This is a genomic window from Streptomyces sp. NPDC002446 (genome assembly GCF_053595675.1).
Genome location: NZ_JBSFYC010000017.1, coordinates 85030 through 103329, shown reverse-complemented (window position 1 = coordinate 103329; position 18300 = coordinate 85030). Strand labels below are relative to the sequence as shown.

The 18300-nt window shown below is 72.6% G+C and carries 14 protein-coding genes; 10 read left to right on the top strand and 4 right to left on the bottom strand.

Annotated features, from left to right (window positions below; all coding sequences use genetic code 11):
* The first annotated feature begins 3 nt into the window (after window positions 1-3).
* From ACWD6P_RS13090 to ACWD6P_RS13075, 4 genes are all read left to right on the top strand, one after another.
* On the top strand, window positions 4-1596 hold the full coding sequence (locus ACWD6P_RS13090) for an ABC transporter substrate-binding protein (protein WP_451444137.1): 1593 nt from the start codon (window positions 4-6) through the stop codon (window positions 1594-1596).
* A 133-nt stretch (window positions 1597-1729) separates the two neighbouring features.
* Window positions 1730-2425, top strand: coding sequence for a type 1 glutamine amidotransferase domain-containing protein (locus tag ACWD6P_RS13085; RefSeq protein WP_451444136.1), 696 nt, complete (start codon window positions 1730-1732; stop codon window positions 2423-2425).
* A 105-nt stretch (window positions 2426-2530) separates the two neighbouring features.
* Window positions 2531-3487, top strand: a complete 957-nt coding sequence (locus tag ACWD6P_RS13080; RefSeq protein WP_451444135.1) for a LysR family transcriptional regulator — start codon at window positions 2531-2533, stop codon at window positions 3485-3487.
* 120 nt (window positions 3488-3607) lie between these two features.
* Window positions 3608-3907, top strand: a complete 300-nt coding sequence (locus tag ACWD6P_RS13075) for a hypothetical protein (protein ID WP_451444134.1) — start codon at window positions 3608-3610, stop codon at window positions 3905-3907.
* Window positions 3908-3929: 22 nt separating this feature from the next.
* Here the strand turns inward: ACWD6P_RS13075 and ACWD6P_RS13070 are convergent, their stop codons facing one another.
* Window positions 3930-4796: a hypothetical protein gene (locus tag ACWD6P_RS13070; protein ID WP_451444133.1), complete on the bottom strand. Its 867-nt coding sequence runs from the start codon at window positions 4794-4796 to the stop codon at window positions 3930-3932.
* A gap of 125 nt (window positions 4797-4921) precedes the next feature.
* Window positions 4922-5302, bottom strand: a complete 381-nt coding sequence (locus ACWD6P_RS13065) for a peptidase inhibitor family I36 protein (RefSeq protein WP_451444132.1) — start codon at window positions 5300-5302, stop codon at window positions 4922-4924.
* Window positions 5303-5558: 256 nt separating this feature from the next.
* Here ACWD6P_RS13065 and ACWD6P_RS13060 point away from each other — a divergent pair, with 256 nt between their 5' ends.
* Together ACWD6P_RS13060 and ACWD6P_RS13055 are read left to right on the top strand one after the other, a co-directional pair.
* The gene (locus ACWD6P_RS13060) at window positions 5559-9308 is read left to right on the top strand and encodes an nSTAND1 domain-containing NTPase (RefSeq protein WP_451444131.1); all 3750 of its coding nucleotides are present in this window, start codon (window positions 5559-5561) and stop codon (window positions 9306-9308) included.
* A 132-nt stretch (window positions 9309-9440) separates the two neighbouring features.
* Entirely contained in the window at window positions 9441-10496 is a 1056-nt protein-coding gene (locus ACWD6P_RS13055; protein WP_451444130.1) for a chitinase, read from the top strand.
* A gap of 30 nt (window positions 10497-10526) precedes the next feature.
* On the opposite strand, the gene ACWD6P_RS13050 is transcribed toward ACWD6P_RS13055, so the two are convergent.
* Window positions 10527-11744, bottom strand: a complete 1218-nt coding sequence (locus ACWD6P_RS13050) for a helix-turn-helix domain-containing protein (RefSeq protein ID WP_451444129.1) — start codon at window positions 11742-11744, stop codon at window positions 10527-10529.
* Between the two features lie 253 nt (window positions 11745-11997).
* Here ACWD6P_RS13050 and ACWD6P_RS13045 point away from each other — a divergent pair, with 253 nt between their 5' ends.
* From ACWD6P_RS13045 to ACWD6P_RS13030, 4 genes are all read left to right on the top strand, one after another.
* A complete protein-coding gene (locus ACWD6P_RS13045; protein WP_451444128.1) occupies window positions 11998-12960 on the top strand; it encodes an esterase/lipase family protein in 963 nt (320 codons plus the stop codon).
* Window positions 12961-13035: 75 nt separating this feature from the next.
* Window positions 13036-14772, top strand: a complete 1737-nt coding sequence (polX, locus tag ACWD6P_RS13040) for a DNA polymerase/3'-5' exonuclease PolX (protein WP_451444127.1) — start codon at window positions 13036-13038, stop codon at window positions 14770-14772.
* A gap of 38 nt (window positions 14773-14810) precedes the next feature.
* Window positions 14811-15959 (top strand): baeRF2 domain-containing protein, encoded by a 1149-nt coding sequence (locus ACWD6P_RS13035; RefSeq protein WP_451444126.1) that lies wholly within the window; start codon window positions 14811-14813, stop codon window positions 15957-15959.
* 57 nt (window positions 15960-16016) lie between these two features.
* Window positions 16017-16985: an SAM-dependent methyltransferase gene (locus tag ACWD6P_RS13030; protein WP_451444125.1), complete on the top strand. Its 969-nt coding sequence runs from the start codon at window positions 16017-16019 to the stop codon at window positions 16983-16985.
* Between the two features lie 66 nt (window positions 16986-17051).
* On the opposite strand, the gene ACWD6P_RS13025 is transcribed toward ACWD6P_RS13030, so the two are convergent.
* Window positions 17052-18245: a M6 family metalloprotease domain-containing protein gene (locus tag ACWD6P_RS13025; protein WP_451444124.1), complete on the bottom strand. Its 1194-nt coding sequence runs from the start codon at window positions 18243-18245 to the stop codon at window positions 17052-17054.
* Between the last annotated feature and the right edge of the window lie 55 nt (window positions 18246-18300).

Genomic DNA, 18300 nt, shown 5'->3' with positions numbered 1-18300 from the left:
AGCATGCTGGTCCGTCTGTTCCGACGTCATCCCCGTGAGTGGGGGCCGGTCGAGTGGCTGGCCGCCTTCGGCATCGGTGTGCTGACCACCCTGGTGATCGTCCTCGGCGTCCGCATGGTGCGGGGTCCGGGACGGTGCGGTGCCGATCTCCAGGACGTCGGCGGAGACTGTGTGGGCGTCACCGCGGGCGCCTTCGAGGCGGACCCGGCCCTCGCCGGGCTGATCGAGGCGGTGGCGGACGAGAACGCCCGGGTGCGGCAGGGCTGGGAGTCCCCCCGGAGCGGTCCGAGGATCCCGTATGTGCGGATCGCGCTGATGATGCCCTTCACCGCGGACGACCACAGTGCGATGACGACGGACATGATCCGCCGCGGGCTGGCCGGTGCGCTGGCCGCGCAGCGGCAGGCCAACCGGCTCGGCGGACCGCACTACCAGCTGCTGCTCGCGCCCGACGGCCGGAACCTCGACGCGTGGCGGCCCGTCGTCGACCGGCTCGCCGAACTGGCCGGGGATGCCCGGGCGCCGCTGGTCGGGGTGACCGGCATCCCGAGCAGTACGCCGGAGACGCGGGCGACGATCGCCGCTCTGAGCGCGCGCCGTATCCCGACCGTCGGGCCGGTGATCACCGCGGCCACCATGAACTCCCGGTACTTCTTCAAGACCTCGCCGAACAACGACCAGTTCGCCCGTGCCCTCGCGCTGTATCTGAAGACGAAGCCCGGCAAGCACAAGGGGTTCGTGGTCTGGGACAACCGCGAGGAGGACGTGTACTCGAAGAATCTGCGCGCCGTCTTCGAGAAGCACTTCGGCACGGCGTACGACCTGGCCAACCACCATTCGAACTTCACCGGCTCGTCGGGCACCGACAAGGGCATTCCGCAGCGGTTCACCGATGCCGTGCAGAAGATCTGCACCGAGAAGTCCGACACCGTCTTCTTCGCCGGCCGCGACCAGGATCTGCCCGCGTTCATCGAGCGCCTGGCGCAGGAGGGCGGCTGCGGGCGCACCACGAAGCTGCGCATCCTGAAGGTCGGCATCGGCCTGGAGCCCACCCTCACCGCGGACGCGCCCACGCGCTGGCTGAACGAGGCGCAGGCCACCCTCGTCGACGCCTCCTCCGTCGATCCGGCCTGGTGGGGCGGGACGAGCAAGCCCGCGAAGGCGCTCGGGCGCTTCCTCGACCGGTTCGAGGAGCTCGACGAGCAGTACGAGCTGGGCACCAAGCCGCTCGACGACGGCTACGCCGTGATGTACCACGACGCCTTCACGCTGCTCGCCGACGCCGTGGACCGCACCTTCGCCGAGATCAACGAGGGCGGCACACAGACCCCGGAGGCCGTGCGCATCCCCACCAAGGACGACGTCTACAACACCCTCATCATTCCGACCATCGCCGGCGACAGCTGCAGCTCCTGTCTGGTCGGTGCCGCGGGCACCTACGGGTTCGAGGGGCCGGGGAAGAACGACCAGTGGGCCGTGTGCAAACCCGTCCCCGTCGTGGAGTACCCGGCGCCGGCCCGCACCGGCGACCAGAGCCCGCCGCCCCTCTACCGCACCTACCGCGACGGCGCGAAGGACACCTGCCCGGCCCTCTGAGACCCGGCGGCCGAGCCATTGGAATCCCGATACCAGGCATGGGATTCCTCATTGGATACCTATCGCTGACCGGTCTACCGTCGAGGCATCGCCGGGGCCGGCCCCCGGCCCGCACCCTCGGGAGTCACTCACCATGTCGAAGATCCTTTTCGTACTGACCGGCGCGGAGCACTGGACGCTGGCCGACGGAACGAAGCACCCCACCGGCTTCTGGGCCGAGGAGGCCGTCGCCCCGTACGAGGCGTTCACGGCCGCCGGTCACGAGGTCGTCGTCGCCACCCCCGGCGGCACCGTCCCCACCGTGGACGAGGCCAGCCTCGCCCCCGAGGTGAACGGCGGCCAGGAGGGCGCCGACAAGATCACGGGCGCCCTGGCCTCGTTCACCGGGCTCCGGCGCCCGATCGCGCTGGACGCGGTGGACCTGGACGACTACGCGGCCGTCTTCTACCCGGGTGGCCACGGCCCCATGGAGGACCTGGCCGTCAGCCCCGTCTCCGGCCGGCTGCTCATCGACGCCCTGGACTCCGGCAAGCCGCTGGGCGTGGTCTGCCACGGCCCGGCCGCCCTGCTGGCCGCCGAGCGGCAGGACGGGACGAACGCGTTCGCCGGTTACGCGGTGGCCGCCTTCACCAACGCCGAGGAGACCCAGGCCGGCTTCGCCGACAAGGCGAAGTGGCTGCTCCAGGACCGGCTGACGCAGGCCGGCGTGGCGGTGCGGGAGGGCGAGCCGTGGGCCCCGAAGGTCGTCGTCGACCGCAACCTGGTCACCGGCCAGAACCCGGCCTCCGCGGCCCCGCTCGCGGCCGAACTGCTGGGGAAGCTGGCCTGACACCGCAGGGCGCATTACGGGCCGCCCGGCCACCCGAACGGCCGCCGACCACCGCCAGGGCCTGTCCGACGGGTCAGGGCCGGGCGCATGAGGAGGGTTCCCTTCGTGAGGCATCAGGATCCCGATGGCACGGCGGTGACACCGCAGGCGGCCCCCGCGGGGCCGGAGCCGGCGGATCTGAACCTGCTGCGCACCTTCCTCGCCGTCTACCGCTCCGGCTCCTTCACCGCCGCCGCGCAGGTGCTGGGCCTGTCCCAGCCGACGGTGACGACGCAGATCCGCGCCCTGGAGCGGCAGACGGACCGGGAGCTCTTCGAGCGGCTGCCGCGCGGGGTCTCCCCGACGCAGGTCGCGCACGACCTCGCGGCCCGCGTCGCCGGGCCCCTCGACGCGCTCATGGCGGCCGCCGGACACGATGCCGCGCAGGCCCCGCCGCCCGCCCCGGTCCACCTGGCCGGACCGGCGGAGCTGCTGTGCGTCCGTGTGCTGCCGGCCCTGGCACCGCTCGTCGACGGCGGCATACAGCTGCGGATCGCCCTGGGTCTGACGGATCCGCTGCTCGCCGAGCTGCGGGCCGGGCGGTATGACCTGGTCATCGCCACCACCCGGCCGCGCGGCCGGACGCTGGCCGCCGTGCCGCTGCTCGACGAGGAGTTCGTCCTGGTCGCCGCCCCCGCCTGGGCCGAACGGCTCCAGGGGCGGCTGGCCGCCGAGGGGCCCGTAGCCCTGCACGGCGTGCCACTGGTCACCTACGCGGAGGACCTGCCCATCGTCCGCCGCTACTGGCGCCATGTCTTCCAGCAGCGGCTGAACTGCCGGGCCGCCGTCACCGTGCCCGACCTGCGCGGCGTCCTCGCCGCCGTCACCGCGGGCGCCGGCTTCACGGTGCTCCCCCGCTACCTGTGCCTCGACGCGCTCGCCGCCGGCACCCTCGTCCTCCTCCACGAGACCGACGACCCGCCCGTCAACACCGGCTACCTCGTCCAGCGCCCCGGTACGCCCAGGAACCCGCACGTCACCCAGGTCCGGGACCACTTGCTCGGCCTCGGCCCCACCTGGTGACCTGCCGCCCGGCCGGGAACGAAGGCGGAACCGGCGCACCGGACCTACGGTGGTGTGAGGAAGCACCAGCGGCGTGCAAGGGCACCGGCACGCCGGAACAGCGTTCACCAGGAGGCGGCGATGGAGCAGCACTTCGTCTGGGTGACTACGCGTCGCATCAAGCCGGGCACGTTGCAGGACTTCGAGCGGGCCTGGCGCCCGCATCCCTATCCGAAAGCCCTGCGCCGCGCCTACGCGTACTGGTCGGAGGACGGGCACGAGATCACCGGTGTCTCGTTCTGGGACTCCAAGGAAGCGTGCGACGCCTGGCGTGCCTCCGACGAGGAGCAGCGCCGGCGCACGGCCATGGCCCCCTTCGTCGTCGAGGAACGGGAAGGTTTCTACCGGGGCGGCGAACTGACCCTCCCCGTGCATCGCTGAGCGGGCTCCCGGCCGGCGCCCGTCACGGCTTCAGGACGCGGCGTGCGGCCGCCAGCCAGCGGTCCTTGCGGGCCTTGGCCTCCTTCAGCCTGCCCGCGTTCTCCTGCTGCCGTATCAGACGGCGCTGGATGCGGGTCTCGGCCGCCGCCCATATCTTCACCAGCTTCGCCGACTTCTGGCAGGACACGTCTCTGCGGGCTACGGCGAATTCGGTCGCGGTGGGCTCGTTCGTCTCCCAGCGCTCGCTGCCGGCGGCGGCAAAGGGGTCCGGGTAGTCGAAGCCCGCCTTCGCCATGCATGCGTGCCATGTGCGCAGGGCGCCGCGTACTTCGGGGGTCCGTCGGGCGGTTTCCAGCGCGGTGCCGGTCAGCTGGTTGAAGGCGTGGTAGTCGGGTGGGGCGGTGTCGCCGACGAGCTGGCGCTGGGCGGTCTTGAGGCAGCCGCCCTTTCCGGAGGTCCCGTAGGCCGCGCGGAGCACCTCGGCGGGGAGCGCCTCGCGCTCGTCCCAGGCCCGGTTGCGCCGCGCCACCGACGGCGGGTCGGGGCGCGGGTGGTATCCGTAGCGGACGGCTTCCGCCTCGACGGCTCCGTATCGCCGGAGGTTCGGCGGCTCGGTGTCCTGCGCGTCCACCGGGGGCAGGGCCTTCCACTCCATGCCCAGGTCCTTCATGCACCGGCGCATGAGGATGTCCTGTGCGTCTTCCACGGTGTGGGTCTCGGCATCGGTCGATGCATAGGCGTCCAGTGGCAGCCGGAGCTGGTGGGCCTGCCGGGGCACAGGCGGGGAGTGCGGGGCGGGCGCGGGCTCGTTTTCCACGGCTGTGCAGGCGGTGGTGGCCAGGAGCAGCAGTGCGAGCGCCGTGGTGGCCCGGGCGCGGGAGGGCGACATGGTGGCCTCTCGTCGTGCGATGCGCGGTGCGTGTGGAGCGGGGTGCGGCGGCAGGCAGGGGGCGGGGTGCGGCGACTGGCGCCGCACCCCGCCCGTCAGCAGTTGGTTGCTGACGGAACCTGCTGTCAGCCGAACTTGATGGAGCTGGTCGCGTCGCTCATGTTGTGGTGGTCGCCGAAGTGGGCCTCCGACTGGCCTCGCTCCAGGTAGAAGCTGGAACCCATGTGGTTCTTGTGCTGGTAGAACGTGACCTTGCGCTGGCCCTTGTTCCTGGCGGAGCTGATGGTGTCGTTCCAGCCGTACTTCGACAGCTTCGCAACGTCCTTGGTGAAGGTCGTGCTCCGGTTACTGAAGTTGGCGTCCTGGTAGACCACGACCTTCTGCCGCGGGGCGGCCGCCTGGGGGGCGGCAACCGTGGCGTGGCTGTCGGCGAAGGCCGGCAGCGCGACGCCGAGCGAGAGGGCGGCCGCGGCGGTGCCGGCGGCGACGATGTTGCGTATACGCATGATGTGTCCTTTGTGACTAGTTATCAGGTGAAGTGCACCGGCCCGTCCGAGCCCCGGAGTCGGGGCGAGTGCGGCCCGGCGAGATCAAGTTCAACCGCCGCGGAGTTGTTTGGCACCCCGCCTGAGCTGCACTAATCAATTCGGCTTGGCCGACTCGGAGGTGACCGGCCGGCGTACGACCGACGTTGCGGCCCGCTGACCTGGTGCTTATCGTGACGGCGGGGACAGATGAGGAAGTCGGGGGAGGAAAAGGCGAGTGGGACGTCCGGAGAATCCGATCGATCCGCAGGACGGTCCCGTCCAGCGGTTCGCCCATGAATTGCGCACACTCCGCGACGAAGCCGGTGCGCCCGCCTACCGGGTGATGGCCCGGCAGGCCGGCTACTCGGCGGCGACGCTGTCCCAGGCCGCGGCCGGCGAACGCCTGCCGACCCTGCCGGTGCTCCTGGCGTACGTACGCGCCTGCGACGGCGACACCGACGACTGGCAGCACCGCTGGGAGGAGGCCGACCGGGAGCTCGCCCGTATCCCGCGGCCCGAACAGGACGACACCGACCCGCCGTACCGCGGACTGGCCCGGTTCGAACCGGGCGATGCGGAGCTGTTCTTCGGACGCGACGAGATGGTGTCCCAGCTGGCGGAGCTGGCCCGGGGCCACCGCGTCAGCGCGTTGGTGGGGGCCTCCGGCAGCGGCAAGTCCTCGCTGCTGCGCGCGGGCCTCATCCCCCGGCTGCGCGAGCCGGGCGACCAGGGGGGCCGGGCGCCCGCCGCGGTGCGGATCCTCACTCCCGGCCCGCGCCCCCTCGCCCATGCCGAGCGCCTGGAGCCGGCCCCCGGCCCGGGAGACACCTGGCTGCTGGTCGACCAGTTCGAGGAGCTGTTCACGCTCTGCGCCGACCCCGGGGAACGGGCCGCCTTCCTCCAGCGGCTGCTGACCGCCCGTGACGAGAGCCGACGGCTGCGCGTGGTGCTGGCCGTACGTGCCGACTTCTTCGCCCGCTGCGCCGAACACGGCGCCCTGGCCGCGGCCCTGAAGGAGGCCACCCTGCTGGTCGGCCCCATGGGCGGCGACCAGCTCAGAGCGGCGATCGTACGGCCGGCCACGGCCCACGGACTGATCGTCGAACGGGAACTGACCGCCCGCATCATCGAAGAGGTCGAGGACGAACCCGGCGCCCTGCCGCTGATGTCCCACGCCCTGATGGAGACCTGGCGCCGCCGCAAAGGGCGGGCGCTGACCATCCAGGCGTACGAGGCCGCCGGTGGTCTGCGCGGCGCCATCGCCCGCACCGCCGAGGAGGCCTACCAGCAGCTCACCCCCGCCCAGGCCACCCTCGCGCGGCGCATCCTGCTGCGCCTGGTCGCCCCGGGAAACGGCACCCAGGACACCCACCACCCCACCCCGCGCACCGAGTTCGAGACGGCCGGCACCACCGCGGGCGCCGACGGCGAGGCCGTCCTCAACCGGCTGGCCCGGGCCCGTCTGCTCACCCTGGACGACGAGACCGTCTCCCTCGCCCACGAAGCGCTGCTCACCGCGTGGCCACGGCTGCACCGCTGGATCGACGAGGACCGCGAACGTCTGCGTCTGCACCGGCAGCTGACCCACGACGCCACCGCATGGCGGGAACTCGACGGGTGCCCCGGATCCCTCTACCGGGGCACCCGGCTGACGCGGGCCGAGGAGGCCTTCGACGCCGCGGAGCGCAGCGCGCTCAACCCCCTGGAGCAGGCCTTTCTCGACGCCGGGATCGCCGCCCGGCAGGCCGAATACGATCAGGCGGCCCGCGCCGCCCGCCGCGCGCACCGCCTCTCGACGGCGCTTCCCATCCTGTGCGTACTCGCCGTGATGGCCGGTCTCGTCGCCTGGCAGCAGCACCGCGACCGCGACGATCAGCACAGCGAGGCCGAGGCGCGCCGTATCGCCTCCGTGGCCGCGAGCCTGCGCGCCACCGACCCCGTACGCGCCATGCGTCTGAGCGTGGCCGCCTGGCGGCTCGCCGAGACGCCCGAGACCCGCGGCGCGGTGCTGGCGGCGCTCTCCCAGCGCGAGCGGGACGCCATGCCCCTGCCCGACGGTGTCGAGGCCGCGGAGACGCAGCTCAGCGGCGACGGACGCACACTGGTGTCCCTCGTCAAGGGCCGTCTGCGCCGCTGGGACGTCCCCTCGCACCGGGAACTTCCGGCGCACCCGGCCTCCCCCGCGCGCACCCCGGTGCTGACGCTCGATGCGGTCACGCGGGACGGCAGGACGACGGCGACGACGGACGGCGAGACCGTGCGGGTGCACGGCGGTGCCGGCGGGAGGGGCGAGGTGCGTGTCCCGTCGGCGTCCGCCGCGTCGGTGTTCAGCGCTTCCGGGAAGACCTTGCTGAACGGGGACGACACCGTCCGGCTGTGGGACTGGCGGCACCGGCGGCTGCTCTTCCGGCGCACCCTGCCGCAGCGGGACGGGGAGATGTTCGCGATGGCGGTGAGCCCCGACGACCGCTATGTGGCGGTCTGTTCGCCGCACTTCCCCCTGGCGATGTGGGACGTGGCCGGGAAACGACGTGCGCCGCTGCCCCGTGCGCTGTCGCGGCGGCACCTGTGCCAGTCGGAGTCCCTGGAGTTCGCCCCGGACGGGCGGGGCCTGCTGTTCCGGCAGGACGGGCGGGAGGCCGAGGTACGGGACATCGCCTCGGGCCGTACACGGTGGCGGATCAAGCATGCCGGCCTCACCGGGACCGTGCTGAGCGGTGACGGCACGGTGCTGGCCGGCCAGGACAGCGACGAGATCCTCGTCTGGCGAACCGACCGGCCCGACTCCCCCGTCCTGCGCTACCCGATCTCCAACGAGGACGTACAGCAACTGCGGATCGACACCGGACACCGCGTCATCCGCTACCTGGGCGGGGGCGCGATCCGCACCCTGTCCTTCGCCCACCCCATCCCCGCGGGCCGGGACTCGGCGCTCTTGCAGGCAGCGCAGTTCAGCCCTGACGCCGGCCATCTGGCCACGGCCCACGACGACAAGGGCACCACCCGTTTCCGGTTGCTGAACGTCCGCGACGGCAGCCTGTCGGCCGAGCCGCCCGCGGTGCGCTGCGCACCGCCGGAGCCCGGACCGGACCCGGAGGGGGAAGGCTCCGGGTGTGACCCGGATCCCTTCCTCGCCTTCGGGCCCGACGGACGCCGCCTCGCCTACGGAGCCCCGCTGACCGCGGGCGGACCTCTCCACCTGTGGGACGCGCGCGCACACCGCCGGATCCGGATCCCGCGCGCCGTGCAGGGCGACAGCGGACCCAGCGTCCTCAGCGGCCTGTTCTCCGCGAACGGCGACTCCGTGCTGGTCGCCGACCGGACCGACACCAGCATCAGGGTCTGGAACCTCCGCGGGAACACCGTACGCACCATTCGCCGGATCACCGGCAGACTGCTGGCGGCCCACCCCGACGGCCGCCATGTCGCCGTCGTCGCGGGGTCGGCGGACCCCGCCCGCCTCGTCGATCTGCGCACCCGCCGGCTCCTGCCGCACCCCCTGACCGCCGAGGGCGCCACGGCGGTCGCCTTCAGCCCCGACGGCCGTCTCCTGGCCGCCGGGGACACCGCGGGCCGGGTCACCGTCTGGGACGGCCGGGCCCGCCGTCAGCTGGGCCAACTGCCCGCAGCCGACGGCGACACCCCGTCCGGCGGCCCGGAAGCAGTGACCGCGCTCGCCTTCTCACCGGACGGGAAGACCCTGGCCACCGCCGGGGACCAGGGCACCGTGCGGCTGTGGGACACCGCCTCCCACCAGCCCCTGGGCGGCCCGCTGCCCACCGCCCCCGACGATCCGGTCCTCGCCCTGGCCTTCACCCCGGACGGCAGAGCCCTGCGCACCGCCGCCCGCCACACCCCCGTACAGACCCACCCCCTCGCCCCGGCCCGCGCCACCCGCACCCTCTGCGACCGGGCCGACGGCGGCCTCTCCCCCTCGGAATGGCGCTCCTACCTTCCCGACATCGACTACCGCACCACCTGCTGAGCCGAGCCGCTCGTCCCGGCGAACTCCCCGTTGGTCCATACCTCTTGACGATCAGTCAGGTATGGACCAACTTACGAGGGGGCGCACCGCCCTCCGCCGTGCGCACCGAAGCCCCCTCGAAGGGAGCACCGTATGACCGGTCGTCGCCCCTCGCGTCTGCTGAGAGCCGTCCTGGTGACGGCGTGCGTCCTGCCGATGCTGTCCGCCGCGGCACCGGGCGCGCCCCGGAACGACCCGTGCGCGGGCAGGCCGAGGCCCTCGGGCAAGGTCCTCCAGGGGTACTGGGAGAACTGGGACGGTGCGGCGAACGGCGTCCACCCGCCCTTCGGCTGGACGCCGGTCACCGACCCCCGTATCCGTGAGCACGGGTACAACGTCCTCAACACCGCGTTCCCGGTCATCCGCGCGGACGGCACGGTCCTGTGGGAGGACGGGATGGACGCCACGGTGAAGGTGCCGACGCCGGCCGAAATGTGCCGGGCCAAGGCCGACGGCCTCACGGTCCTGATGTCCATCGGCGGAGCGTCGGCCGGTATCGACCTCAACTCCCCCGCCGTCGCCGACCGGTTCGTCGAAACGATCGTGCCGATCCTGAAGGAGTACCACTTCGACGGCATCGACATCGACATCGAGACCGGGCTCACCGGCAGCGGCGACATCAACCGGCTCTCCGCCTCACAGGCCAACCTCATCCGCATCATCGACGGCGTACTCGACCGGATGCCCCCGGAGTTCGGCCTGACGATGGCCCCCGAGACGGCCTATGTCACCGGCGGCAGCGTGACCTACGGCTCGATCTGGGGCGCCTACCTGCCCGTGGTGAAGAAGTACGCGGACAACGGCCGCCTGTGGTGGCTGAACATGCAGTACTACAACGGCAGCATGTACGGCTGCGCGGGCGACTCGTACCCCGCCGGCACGGTCGAGGGCTTCACCGCGCAGACCGACTGCCTCGACAGGGGCCTGACCGTCCAGGGCACCACGATCCGGGTGCCCTACGACAAGCAGGTCCCGGGCCTGCCCGCGCAGCCCGGCGCCGGCGGCGGCCATATGCCGCCGAACCTGGTGACGCGGGCCTGGAACACGTACCACAACGGCCTGAAGGGCCTGATGACCTGGTCGCTGAACTGGGACGGCTCGAAGGGCTGGACCTTCGGCGACAACGTCAGGGCCGCACAGGGACGGTGAGGCGCCGCCCGGGCACCCGTCCCGCGGCCGTCACCCGTCGTGCCGGCGCAGCGCGTGCGTCCGCAGCGCCAGCAGGGCCTCGAAGCGGAAGCGGGGATCGGCGAGCCGGTCGCCGAAGAGCTCGTCGAGCCGGCGCAGGCGCTTTCGGGCCGTCTGCGGATGGATGCCCAGGGCCTGGGCCACCTCCGGTGCGGTACGCCCCCAGGACATCAGGAGGGCGTCCAGGGTCTCGGCGAGCCGGACGGCCCGGCCCCGGGGCATGTCCGCGAACGCCGCCAGCACCCGCCGGCCGAGCAGGTGCCCGATGTGCGCGCCCCGGACCAGGTGGAGTTCCGCCAGCTCGTCACCGGCGTGCAGGAACACCTCACCGCCGGACTCCGCCGCGGCCGGCAGTTCCGCACGGCGGTCGAGGGCGAGGCGGGCGCACTGCAGCGAGAGCCATGCCTCGTGTGCGGCGACGGCCGGGCCCACGGCGGCCATCCGGCCCCGGGCGGCGCCGCGCACCCGGTCGACCAGTCCGCTCGTCTCCGGCTCGGGAACGATCAGCACCGCGTCACTCCCCCGGTGGGCGTGGAGCAGTTCGTCGTCCGCGCCCGCGACGGAGATCCGGCCCGCCGACCGGACCACCACGCAGGCGACCGTACGGGGCAGCGCCCAGCGGGCACGTTCGGCCAGCGGCCCGAGCGGTGCCCGCTCCGGCCCTCTGGGCTGCTCCAGAAGCCGGTCCGCCAGGGTGCGGCGGGCCCGCTTCACCTCGCCCTCCGAGCGCAGCTGCGCCGCGAGGAAGCCCTTCACCGACTCGTTGGACAGGGCGCTGATATGGATCAGCACCGCTTCGTGCAGCGGCAGGACGATCTCGGCCGGGAGCGATGCCTCGTGCACGATCTCGGCGTACCGCCGGCTGCCGACCCGCGCGCCGACCCGGAAGGCGGCCTGGAGGCCGTCCGTCGTACGGCCGTTGAGGAACTCGATGCGGCCCAGGTGCCGGAAGTGGCGGATGTGCTGGTCCTGCGGGCTGTCGGGGTGCTCGGTCAGCTCCGCGAACTGCCGCAGGGCCCGGCGGACGGACTCGGTGAGGTCGCGGCCGACGGCGGAGTCGAGCGGACGGCGGTACGCGCAGACCTCGGCACGGATCGCCTCGGTCATGTCGGTGACGATGCCGTCGATCCGGGGGCGGATCAGGGCGGCCAGCGCCGGCGGCAGCTCGTGCCAGGGCTCACGCCGGAACGTCTCGACCGGTGACGCCATCGCGGTGACTCCGTCTCGGGCGGTGGGCGGTGGTGCGCGAGGGGCTGCGGGTGGTGAGGCGGAGCCGGAGAAACGTGTCACGCCGATGACACCTTCCCGGCTCCGCGCCGGCTCTTCCTGGTACGGCTTCCGCGCGCGGCACCAGTGTGGATCCGACGTTACGCGCCGGTAGCTTCCGTGTCTCGCCCTTGTGACGAAGATTCACGGACCCGCTGCCGCGCCCCTTCCGAGAGCAAGGCAGAGGAGACCACCCATGCGCACCTCCGGATCCCGGCGCGCGCCACGCCTGCGGCTTTTGACCTCCGCCCTGACCGGGCTCGCCGGCGCCGCGTGTCTCGGCCTCGTCGGCGCCGCCACGACCCAGGCGACGCCGGCCGCGCACGACCCCGCGCCGACCACGACGGCCGACCCGGTCGGCCCGCCCCAGAAGGACTTCCTGTCCGCCTTCGCCTACTCCCTGCGCCACCCCACGGCCGTGCCCACCGGCGCCAACGACTGGAACTGCCGCCCCAGCGCCGCCCGTCCGCGTCCCGTCGTGCTCGTCCACGGCACCTTCGAGAACCGGTACGCCAACTGGGCCGGGCTGGCGCCCCGCCTCAAGGAAGCCGGGTACTGCGTCTACGCCCTCAACTACGGCGGAAACTCAGGGCCGCTGATGGGCACCGGCGACATCCCCGCGTCGGCACGTCAGCTGGCGGCCTTCGTCGGCCGGGTCCGGGCCGCCACCGGTGCCGCGAAGGTCGACCTGGTGGGGCACTCCCAGGGCGGCCTGATGCCGCGGTACTACCTCAAGAACCTGGGCGGCGCGGCCGAGGTGGACAAGCTCATCGCCCTCTCCCCGACCAACCACGGCACGTCGCTGTGGGGCCTCGGCCTCCTCGCCCGCCTCTTCCCCGGCGGCGAGGAGACCGTCCGGACCGCCTGTCCGGCCTGCAGCCAGCAGACCACCGGCTCGGACTTCCTCGACGACCTGAACGCGGGCGGCGAGACGCATCCGGACGTCACGTACACGGTGATCATGAGCCGGTACGACGAGGTCGTCACCCCGAGCTCCTCGGCCTACCTCGCCGCCGCCCCGAACGTCACCCACCACCGGCTCCAGGACTTCTGTGCCGCCGAGTTCAGCGAACACGTCACCATCAGCTACAGCAACCTGGCCACCACCCTCGTCCGCAACGCCCTCGATCCCGCCCACGCCCGGCGCCCGGCCTGCTGACAGCGGTACGTCCCCGGCCCGTGCCACGGAACGGCAGAACCGGCCCGCGGCACGGGCCCGCACTAAAATGGCCCTGTGGTCCGGCCCAATGAGGAGGTCGAGGCGCTGCTCCAGGAGTACGCGGACCTCGTCCTGATCACCGGCGGAGACGCGTTCAAGGCCCGCGCCTACGAGAAGGCCGCACGTGCCATCGGCGGCCACCACGCGGATGTGTCGAAGCTGGACGCCGAGGGCCTGCGGGAGATCCCGAACGTCGGCAGGTCCATCGCCGACAAGGTGATCGAGTATCTGCGGACCGGCCGGATGCCCGCCGTGGAGGACGTCAGGGCGAAGATCCCCGCGGGGGTGCGCCAGCTGATGGCCATCCCCACGCTCGGCCCCAGAAAGGCCATGAAGCTCTACGAGGACCTGCACATCGCCTCGGTGCCCGAACTCCTCGACGCCATCCATGAGGAGCGGCTGCGCGACCTCAAGGGCTTCGGCCCGAAGACCGAGGAGAACATCCTGCACGGCATCGGCCTGATGCAGGCCGCGGGCGACCGGGTGCCGATCAACGCCGCCATGGACATCGCCGAGGAGATCACCGCCGAGCTGTCCGCCCTGCCCGGCTGCGAGAGCTGTGCGTACGCCGGGTCGCTGCGCCGGATGCGGGAGACCATCGGGGACGTGGACATCCTTGTGGCGGCGGGCCGCTCCGGCCCGTTCATGGACACGTTCACACGGCTGCCGGGCACGGCCGAGGTGATCGCCCACGGCACGAAGAAGACCTCCATCCGCACCACCAAGGGCCTCCAGGTCGACCTGCGTGTCGTACCGCCGGACTCCTGGGGCGCGGGGCTGCAGTACTTCACCGGTTCCAAGGCACACAACATCCGCACCCGCGAGATGGCCGTGCACCACAAGCTGAAGCTCTCCGAGTACGGCCTGTTCCACGCCAAGAGCGGAAAGAAGATCGTCTCGCAGACCGAGGAGGAGGTCTACGCCCGGCTCGGTCTGCCCTGGATCCCGCCGACGCTGCGCGAGGACCGCGGCGAGGTCGCGGCCGGGCTGCGCGGCGAGCTGCCGGAGCTCGTCACGGAGGCGGACATCCGCGGCGATCTGCACACCCACACCGACCTCACCGACGGCCTCGCCCCGCTGGACGAGATGGTGCAGGCCGCCGCCCGGCGGGGCCTGCGCTACTACGCGATCACCGACCACGCCCCGAACCTGTACATGCAGCGGATGACCGACGAGAAGGTGCTGGCCCAGCGGGAGCGGGTCCGCGAACTCGACGGCAGGCACCGGAAGATGCGCCTGCTGCACGGCACCGAGCTCAACATCGACCCGGACGGCACGGTGGACTGGCCGCAGGAGTTCCTGCGGGACTTCGACCTCTGTGTGGCGTCGGTGCACTCGCACTTCAACCAGGGACGCGAGGCGCTGACCCGCCGGCTCGTGGCGGCCTGCGAGAACCCGGAGGTCAACATCATCGGGCACCCGACCACCCGGATCATCGGCAAGCGGCCGGGCCTCGACATGGACCTCGACGCGGTGTTCGCCGCGTGCGCCCGCACCGGGACCGCGCTGGAGATCAACGCCCACCCCGACCGGCTCGACCTGTCCGACGAGCACATCCTGCGCGCCAGGCGGTACGGCGTGAAGTTCGCCGTCAACACCGACGCCCACGCCCCGCTCCACCTGGAGTACCTGCGCTACGGCGTGGGCACCGCGCAGCGGGGCTGGCTGACCGCGGAGGATGTGATCAACACCTGGCCCCTGGCGCGACTGCGCCGCTTCCTCCACAAGGAGGGCGCGCGCACATCGTCCTAACCTGGTAGTACCCACTGTCCCCGACCCGGGGGGAGATCATGGAACTCGGTTTTCTCAAGCCGCTCTTCGAGCGTCTGGGCCCATGGGCCTCGGTGTACATCGACACCACGCGCGCGACGGAGGACGCGCCGCGGCAGCAGAAGCTCCGCGAGCGCGCCGTCGCCTCGCAGCTCATCGACGCGGGAGCCGACCCGTACACGTGCCGGGCGGTGACGGACCGGCTGGCCCACGAGCCGGTCTCCGGGGCGCCTCCCGGACGGGCCCTGTTCGCCGCGGGTGCCGAGATCGTGCTCGACATCCCACTCAGCGTGACCCCGGTCCGCACCGAGGCGACCTGGTCGCTGCTGCCGCACGTCGCCCCGCTTCCCGGCCTGATCGGCGAGGAGCCGGCGTGCCTGGTCGCGTACATCGACCGCACCGGCGCCGATCTGGAGCTGCGCGACGCCCAGCGCAGCCGGGCCGTGGCCACGGCGCACGGCAGGGAGTGGCGGGGCCGAGGGCACCGCAGCATCCCCACGGACCGGTACGAGTGGCACTACCGGAACAAGGTCGAGAACAGCTGGAGCGAGACCGCCGACATCATCGCGGGCGAGCTCGCCCGGCAGTGGCCGGAGAGCGGCGCCCGGCTCCTCGTACTGACCGGCGACTCCCGTGAGCGCCGGGCCGTGCACAACCGGTTGCCGGAGCGGATCCGGGCCGTCACCGTCGAGGCGAGGAACGGCAGCAGGTCCACGGGCGCCTCCAGGAGCGTGCTCGACCAGCAGATCGCCGAGGCCCGCTCGCAGTACGTCCGGGCCCGCCTGGAAGAGGCCCTCGGCCGCTTCCACGCCGGCCGCGGCCGCCCCGGCGAGCACGGTGCGCTCGGGGCCGACAGCAACCCCGGAGACGCGGCGGAAGGCGTGCCGGCGGTCGTGGAGGCGGCCCGCAGCCACCAGGTGGGCACGCTGCTGATCGGGCAGGACGCCTCCGACGCGGGCCGCGACGTGTGGATCGGGCCCGGTGTCGACCAGGTCGCGGTGCAGCGCGGCCAGGCGCAGGCGATGGGCGTCAGCAAGCCCGAGCGGGCGCGCGCGGACGACGCCGTGCTGCGGTCCGCCGCGGCGGGCGACGCGGAGGTACTGCTGGTCCCCGAGACCATGCAGGGCCCGGCGGGCGGACTCGGCGCGGTGCTGCGCTGGAGCGCCTGAGGCGCGGGGCCACGGACAGCGTCCGGCCTGCGCGGCCGGAAGGGACTGGTGGGTGCGGTGGCACACGATACGAAACGGAAATCCTCGTACAAGGGCACCTCGTCGAAGGCGATCCTTCGTCAGTACGACTCCCCGGGTGACTTCTACCGGCTGCTGCTGGGCCCCGAGCTGGTCTTCTCTTACGGCATGTGGGAGGAGGGCGACACCCTCGCATCGGCGCAGCTCCGCAAGCTGGACCACCACGCCGGGGCGGCCCACGCCGCGGGCGCGGACCGGGTGCTCGACATCGGCTGCGGATACGGCAGCCTCCTGCACCGGCTGGTGCAGACCCACCACGTCCGGCACGCGGTGGGCATCACCATGAGCCCTGGCCAGGCCGCATGGGCCCGTGACCAGCACTGGCCGGGCTGCGAGGTCCGGACCGAGAACTGGTTCGACCATGAACCGGACGGACCGTACGACGCCGTCATCGCGATCGAGGTGATCGAGCACTGCGCCGGGAACACCATGTGGCGGGCCCGGCGCATCGGCCGCTACCGGGAGTTCTTCCAGCACTGCCACTCCTGGCTGCGCCCGGCCGGCCGGCTGTCCCTGCAGGCCAACGCCTGGAACGAGCGGGGCTGGCTCGCCTCCCTCGTACTGCCTCCCGGCAGACTGGCCCCGCAGCAGGACGGCGCCGCCCGTGAACGCCCCGCCCTCAAGGACATCCTGAGCGGCGTCACGAACATACGCGAGGGCCTGCACGCGTCACGCAAGGTGTACCCCGAGTGCTTTCTGCCGACCCGGGACGAACTGATCGAGTCCGCCCGCGGCCTGTTCCGCGTCGTGGAGGCGCGCAGCGACCCTGAGGACGGCGTGGCCACGGTACGCAGCTGGCTGGAGACGGCGGAGGCCAACCGCGTACGGGGAGCGGAACTCATCGGCGAGGGCGCGGTGTCCGACATCATCAGGGAGCAGCGCACCGCGCTCAGGTTCCTGCGCGAGGGCCGTTTCACCGTCCTGCGCATGGTCTTCGAGAAGACGTGAGGCGGCTCGGCGGCCGAGCGGGCGATCACCCGGCTGGTGAAACCCGCGGGCAGCATGATGCCGTTGTCACCGGCCGAGCCGCACCACATCTCCCGCCCGGCCGCTCTTCAGGACCTCGATGCGGGCGCCGCTGTCCGGGTCCTCGAAGGTCTGGCCGGGCGTGTACGCCGCCCGGTCGAGCCCGGTGCAGCCGGCGGGCGGACGGGCGGACGGGTTGCCGTTCATGACCCGGACCGGTCCCTCGCCGGTCGGGGTCGCGGAGTCGACCCGGTAGATGAGGACTCCGGCCGAGCATGCGTCGCGGTCGTGGCCCTCGGCGCGGCGGGACTCGGCGACATACGCCGTCGTCTCGCCGGTGCGCACCACGGCGATCTTGGTGCCGCCGCGGCGTTCCACCGGGGTCAGGCGCACGGTGCGCCGGCCGGGTGCGGCCAGGCAGCCGACCTGGCCGTCGCGGATCCAGCCGAGCTTCCAGGAGTGCCAGCCCAGGTACTGCGGGGCGGGGCCGGCGATATTGCCCATGACGTCCCAGCCGCCGGTGTACCGGTGGGTGGCGCCGGTGAAGGCGTACAGGTCGGGCAGCCCGAAGGTGTGGCCGGTCTCGTGGGCGGCGACCTTGGGGCCCCAGCGCCACAGGTCCTGGCCGAAGCTCACGGCCCACTTGATGCGGGTGCCGTCGGCGGTGACGCCGGTCCCGGCGGGGTCGTAGAGGTAGGTCGGCGAGAAGGAGATCGCGGATGCCGCCCTGGTGGGGACGATGTACACCATGTCGTAACGGGAGAAGTCCGCGTACGGGTCGGCGGCGGTGACCGCATCGCGCACGTACTTCTCGTGGGCCTCGAACGTCAGGCCGCGCTCGAAGCCGTACGAGGCCGAGTCCGCGGGCATGCGGATCCAGCGGTGCACGGGGGTGAAGGCGAGGCGCAGGCGGCCGTGGCTCGCCGTGCGCATCCACGGGGCGGCCGGGGCGAGTTGCGCCGCGTACGCGTCCGTTGTGCCGGTGGCCTCGGCGTCGGGGAAGTCGACGAACAACGTCAGGACGCGCCGGGTCCCGGTGGCGGGCTGGAACTGGGTGCGGTCGGTGTCGTGGCCCTCGTCGGTCCATCCGGTCCTGCCGGGAAGTGCGCAGGCGCCGGCGGGCGGCGAGGAGCGGGGGGCCGGGGGCGGGGCGGTCGCGTCCGCCGTGGTGGCGGCGGCGAGGGACGAGGTGAGGGCGAGGGCTGCGGCACAGGTGCGCAGGCGGGGCGGCAGGGCGGGCATCTCGGCTCCCGTCGGAGGCGGTGGCGCGGCAACGAGCGGCAAGGGGAGGAGCGAA

What these genes read in the sequence shown, in the direction of transcription:
- ACWD6P_RS13090 (WP_451444137.1), top strand. Translation starts at nt 4, where the DNA reads ATGCTGGTCCGTCTGTTCCGACGTCATCCCCGTGAGTGGGGGCCGGTC.
- ACWD6P_RS13085 (WP_451444136.1), top strand. Translation starts at nt 1,730, where the DNA reads ATGTCGAAGATCCTTTTCGTACTGACCGGCGCGGAGCACTGGACGCTG.
- ACWD6P_RS13075 (WP_451444134.1), top strand. Translation starts at nt 3,608, where the DNA reads ATGGAGCAGCACTTCGTCTGGGTGACTACGCGTCGCATCAAGCCGGGC.
- ACWD6P_RS13070 (WP_451444133.1), bottom strand. Translation starts at nt 4,796, where the DNA reads ATGTCGCCCTCCCGCGCCCGGGCCACCACGGCGCTCGCACTGCTGCTC.
- ACWD6P_RS13065 (WP_451444132.1), bottom strand. Translation starts at nt 5,302, where the DNA reads ATGCGTATACGCAACATCGTCGCCGCCGGCACCGCCGCGGCCGCCCTC.
- ACWD6P_RS13055 (WP_451444130.1), top strand. Translation starts at nt 9,441, where the DNA reads ATGACCGGTCGTCGCCCCTCGCGTCTGCTGAGAGCCGTCCTGGTGACG.
- ACWD6P_RS13050 (WP_451444129.1), bottom strand. Translation starts at nt 11,744, where the DNA reads ATGGCGTCACCGGTCGAGACGTTCCGGCGTGAGCCCTGGCACGAGCTG.
- ACWD6P_RS13045 (WP_451444128.1), top strand. Translation starts at nt 11,998, where the DNA reads ATGCGCACCTCCGGATCCCGGCGCGCGCCACGCCTGCGGCTTTTGACC.
- ACWD6P_RS13035 (WP_451444126.1), top strand. Translation starts at nt 14,811, where the DNA reads ATGGAACTCGGTTTTCTCAAGCCGCTCTTCGAGCGTCTGGGCCCATGG.
- ACWD6P_RS13025 (WP_451444124.1), bottom strand. Translation starts at nt 18,245, where the DNA reads ATGCCCGCCCTGCCGCCCCGCCTGCGCACCTGTGCCGCAGCCCTCGCC.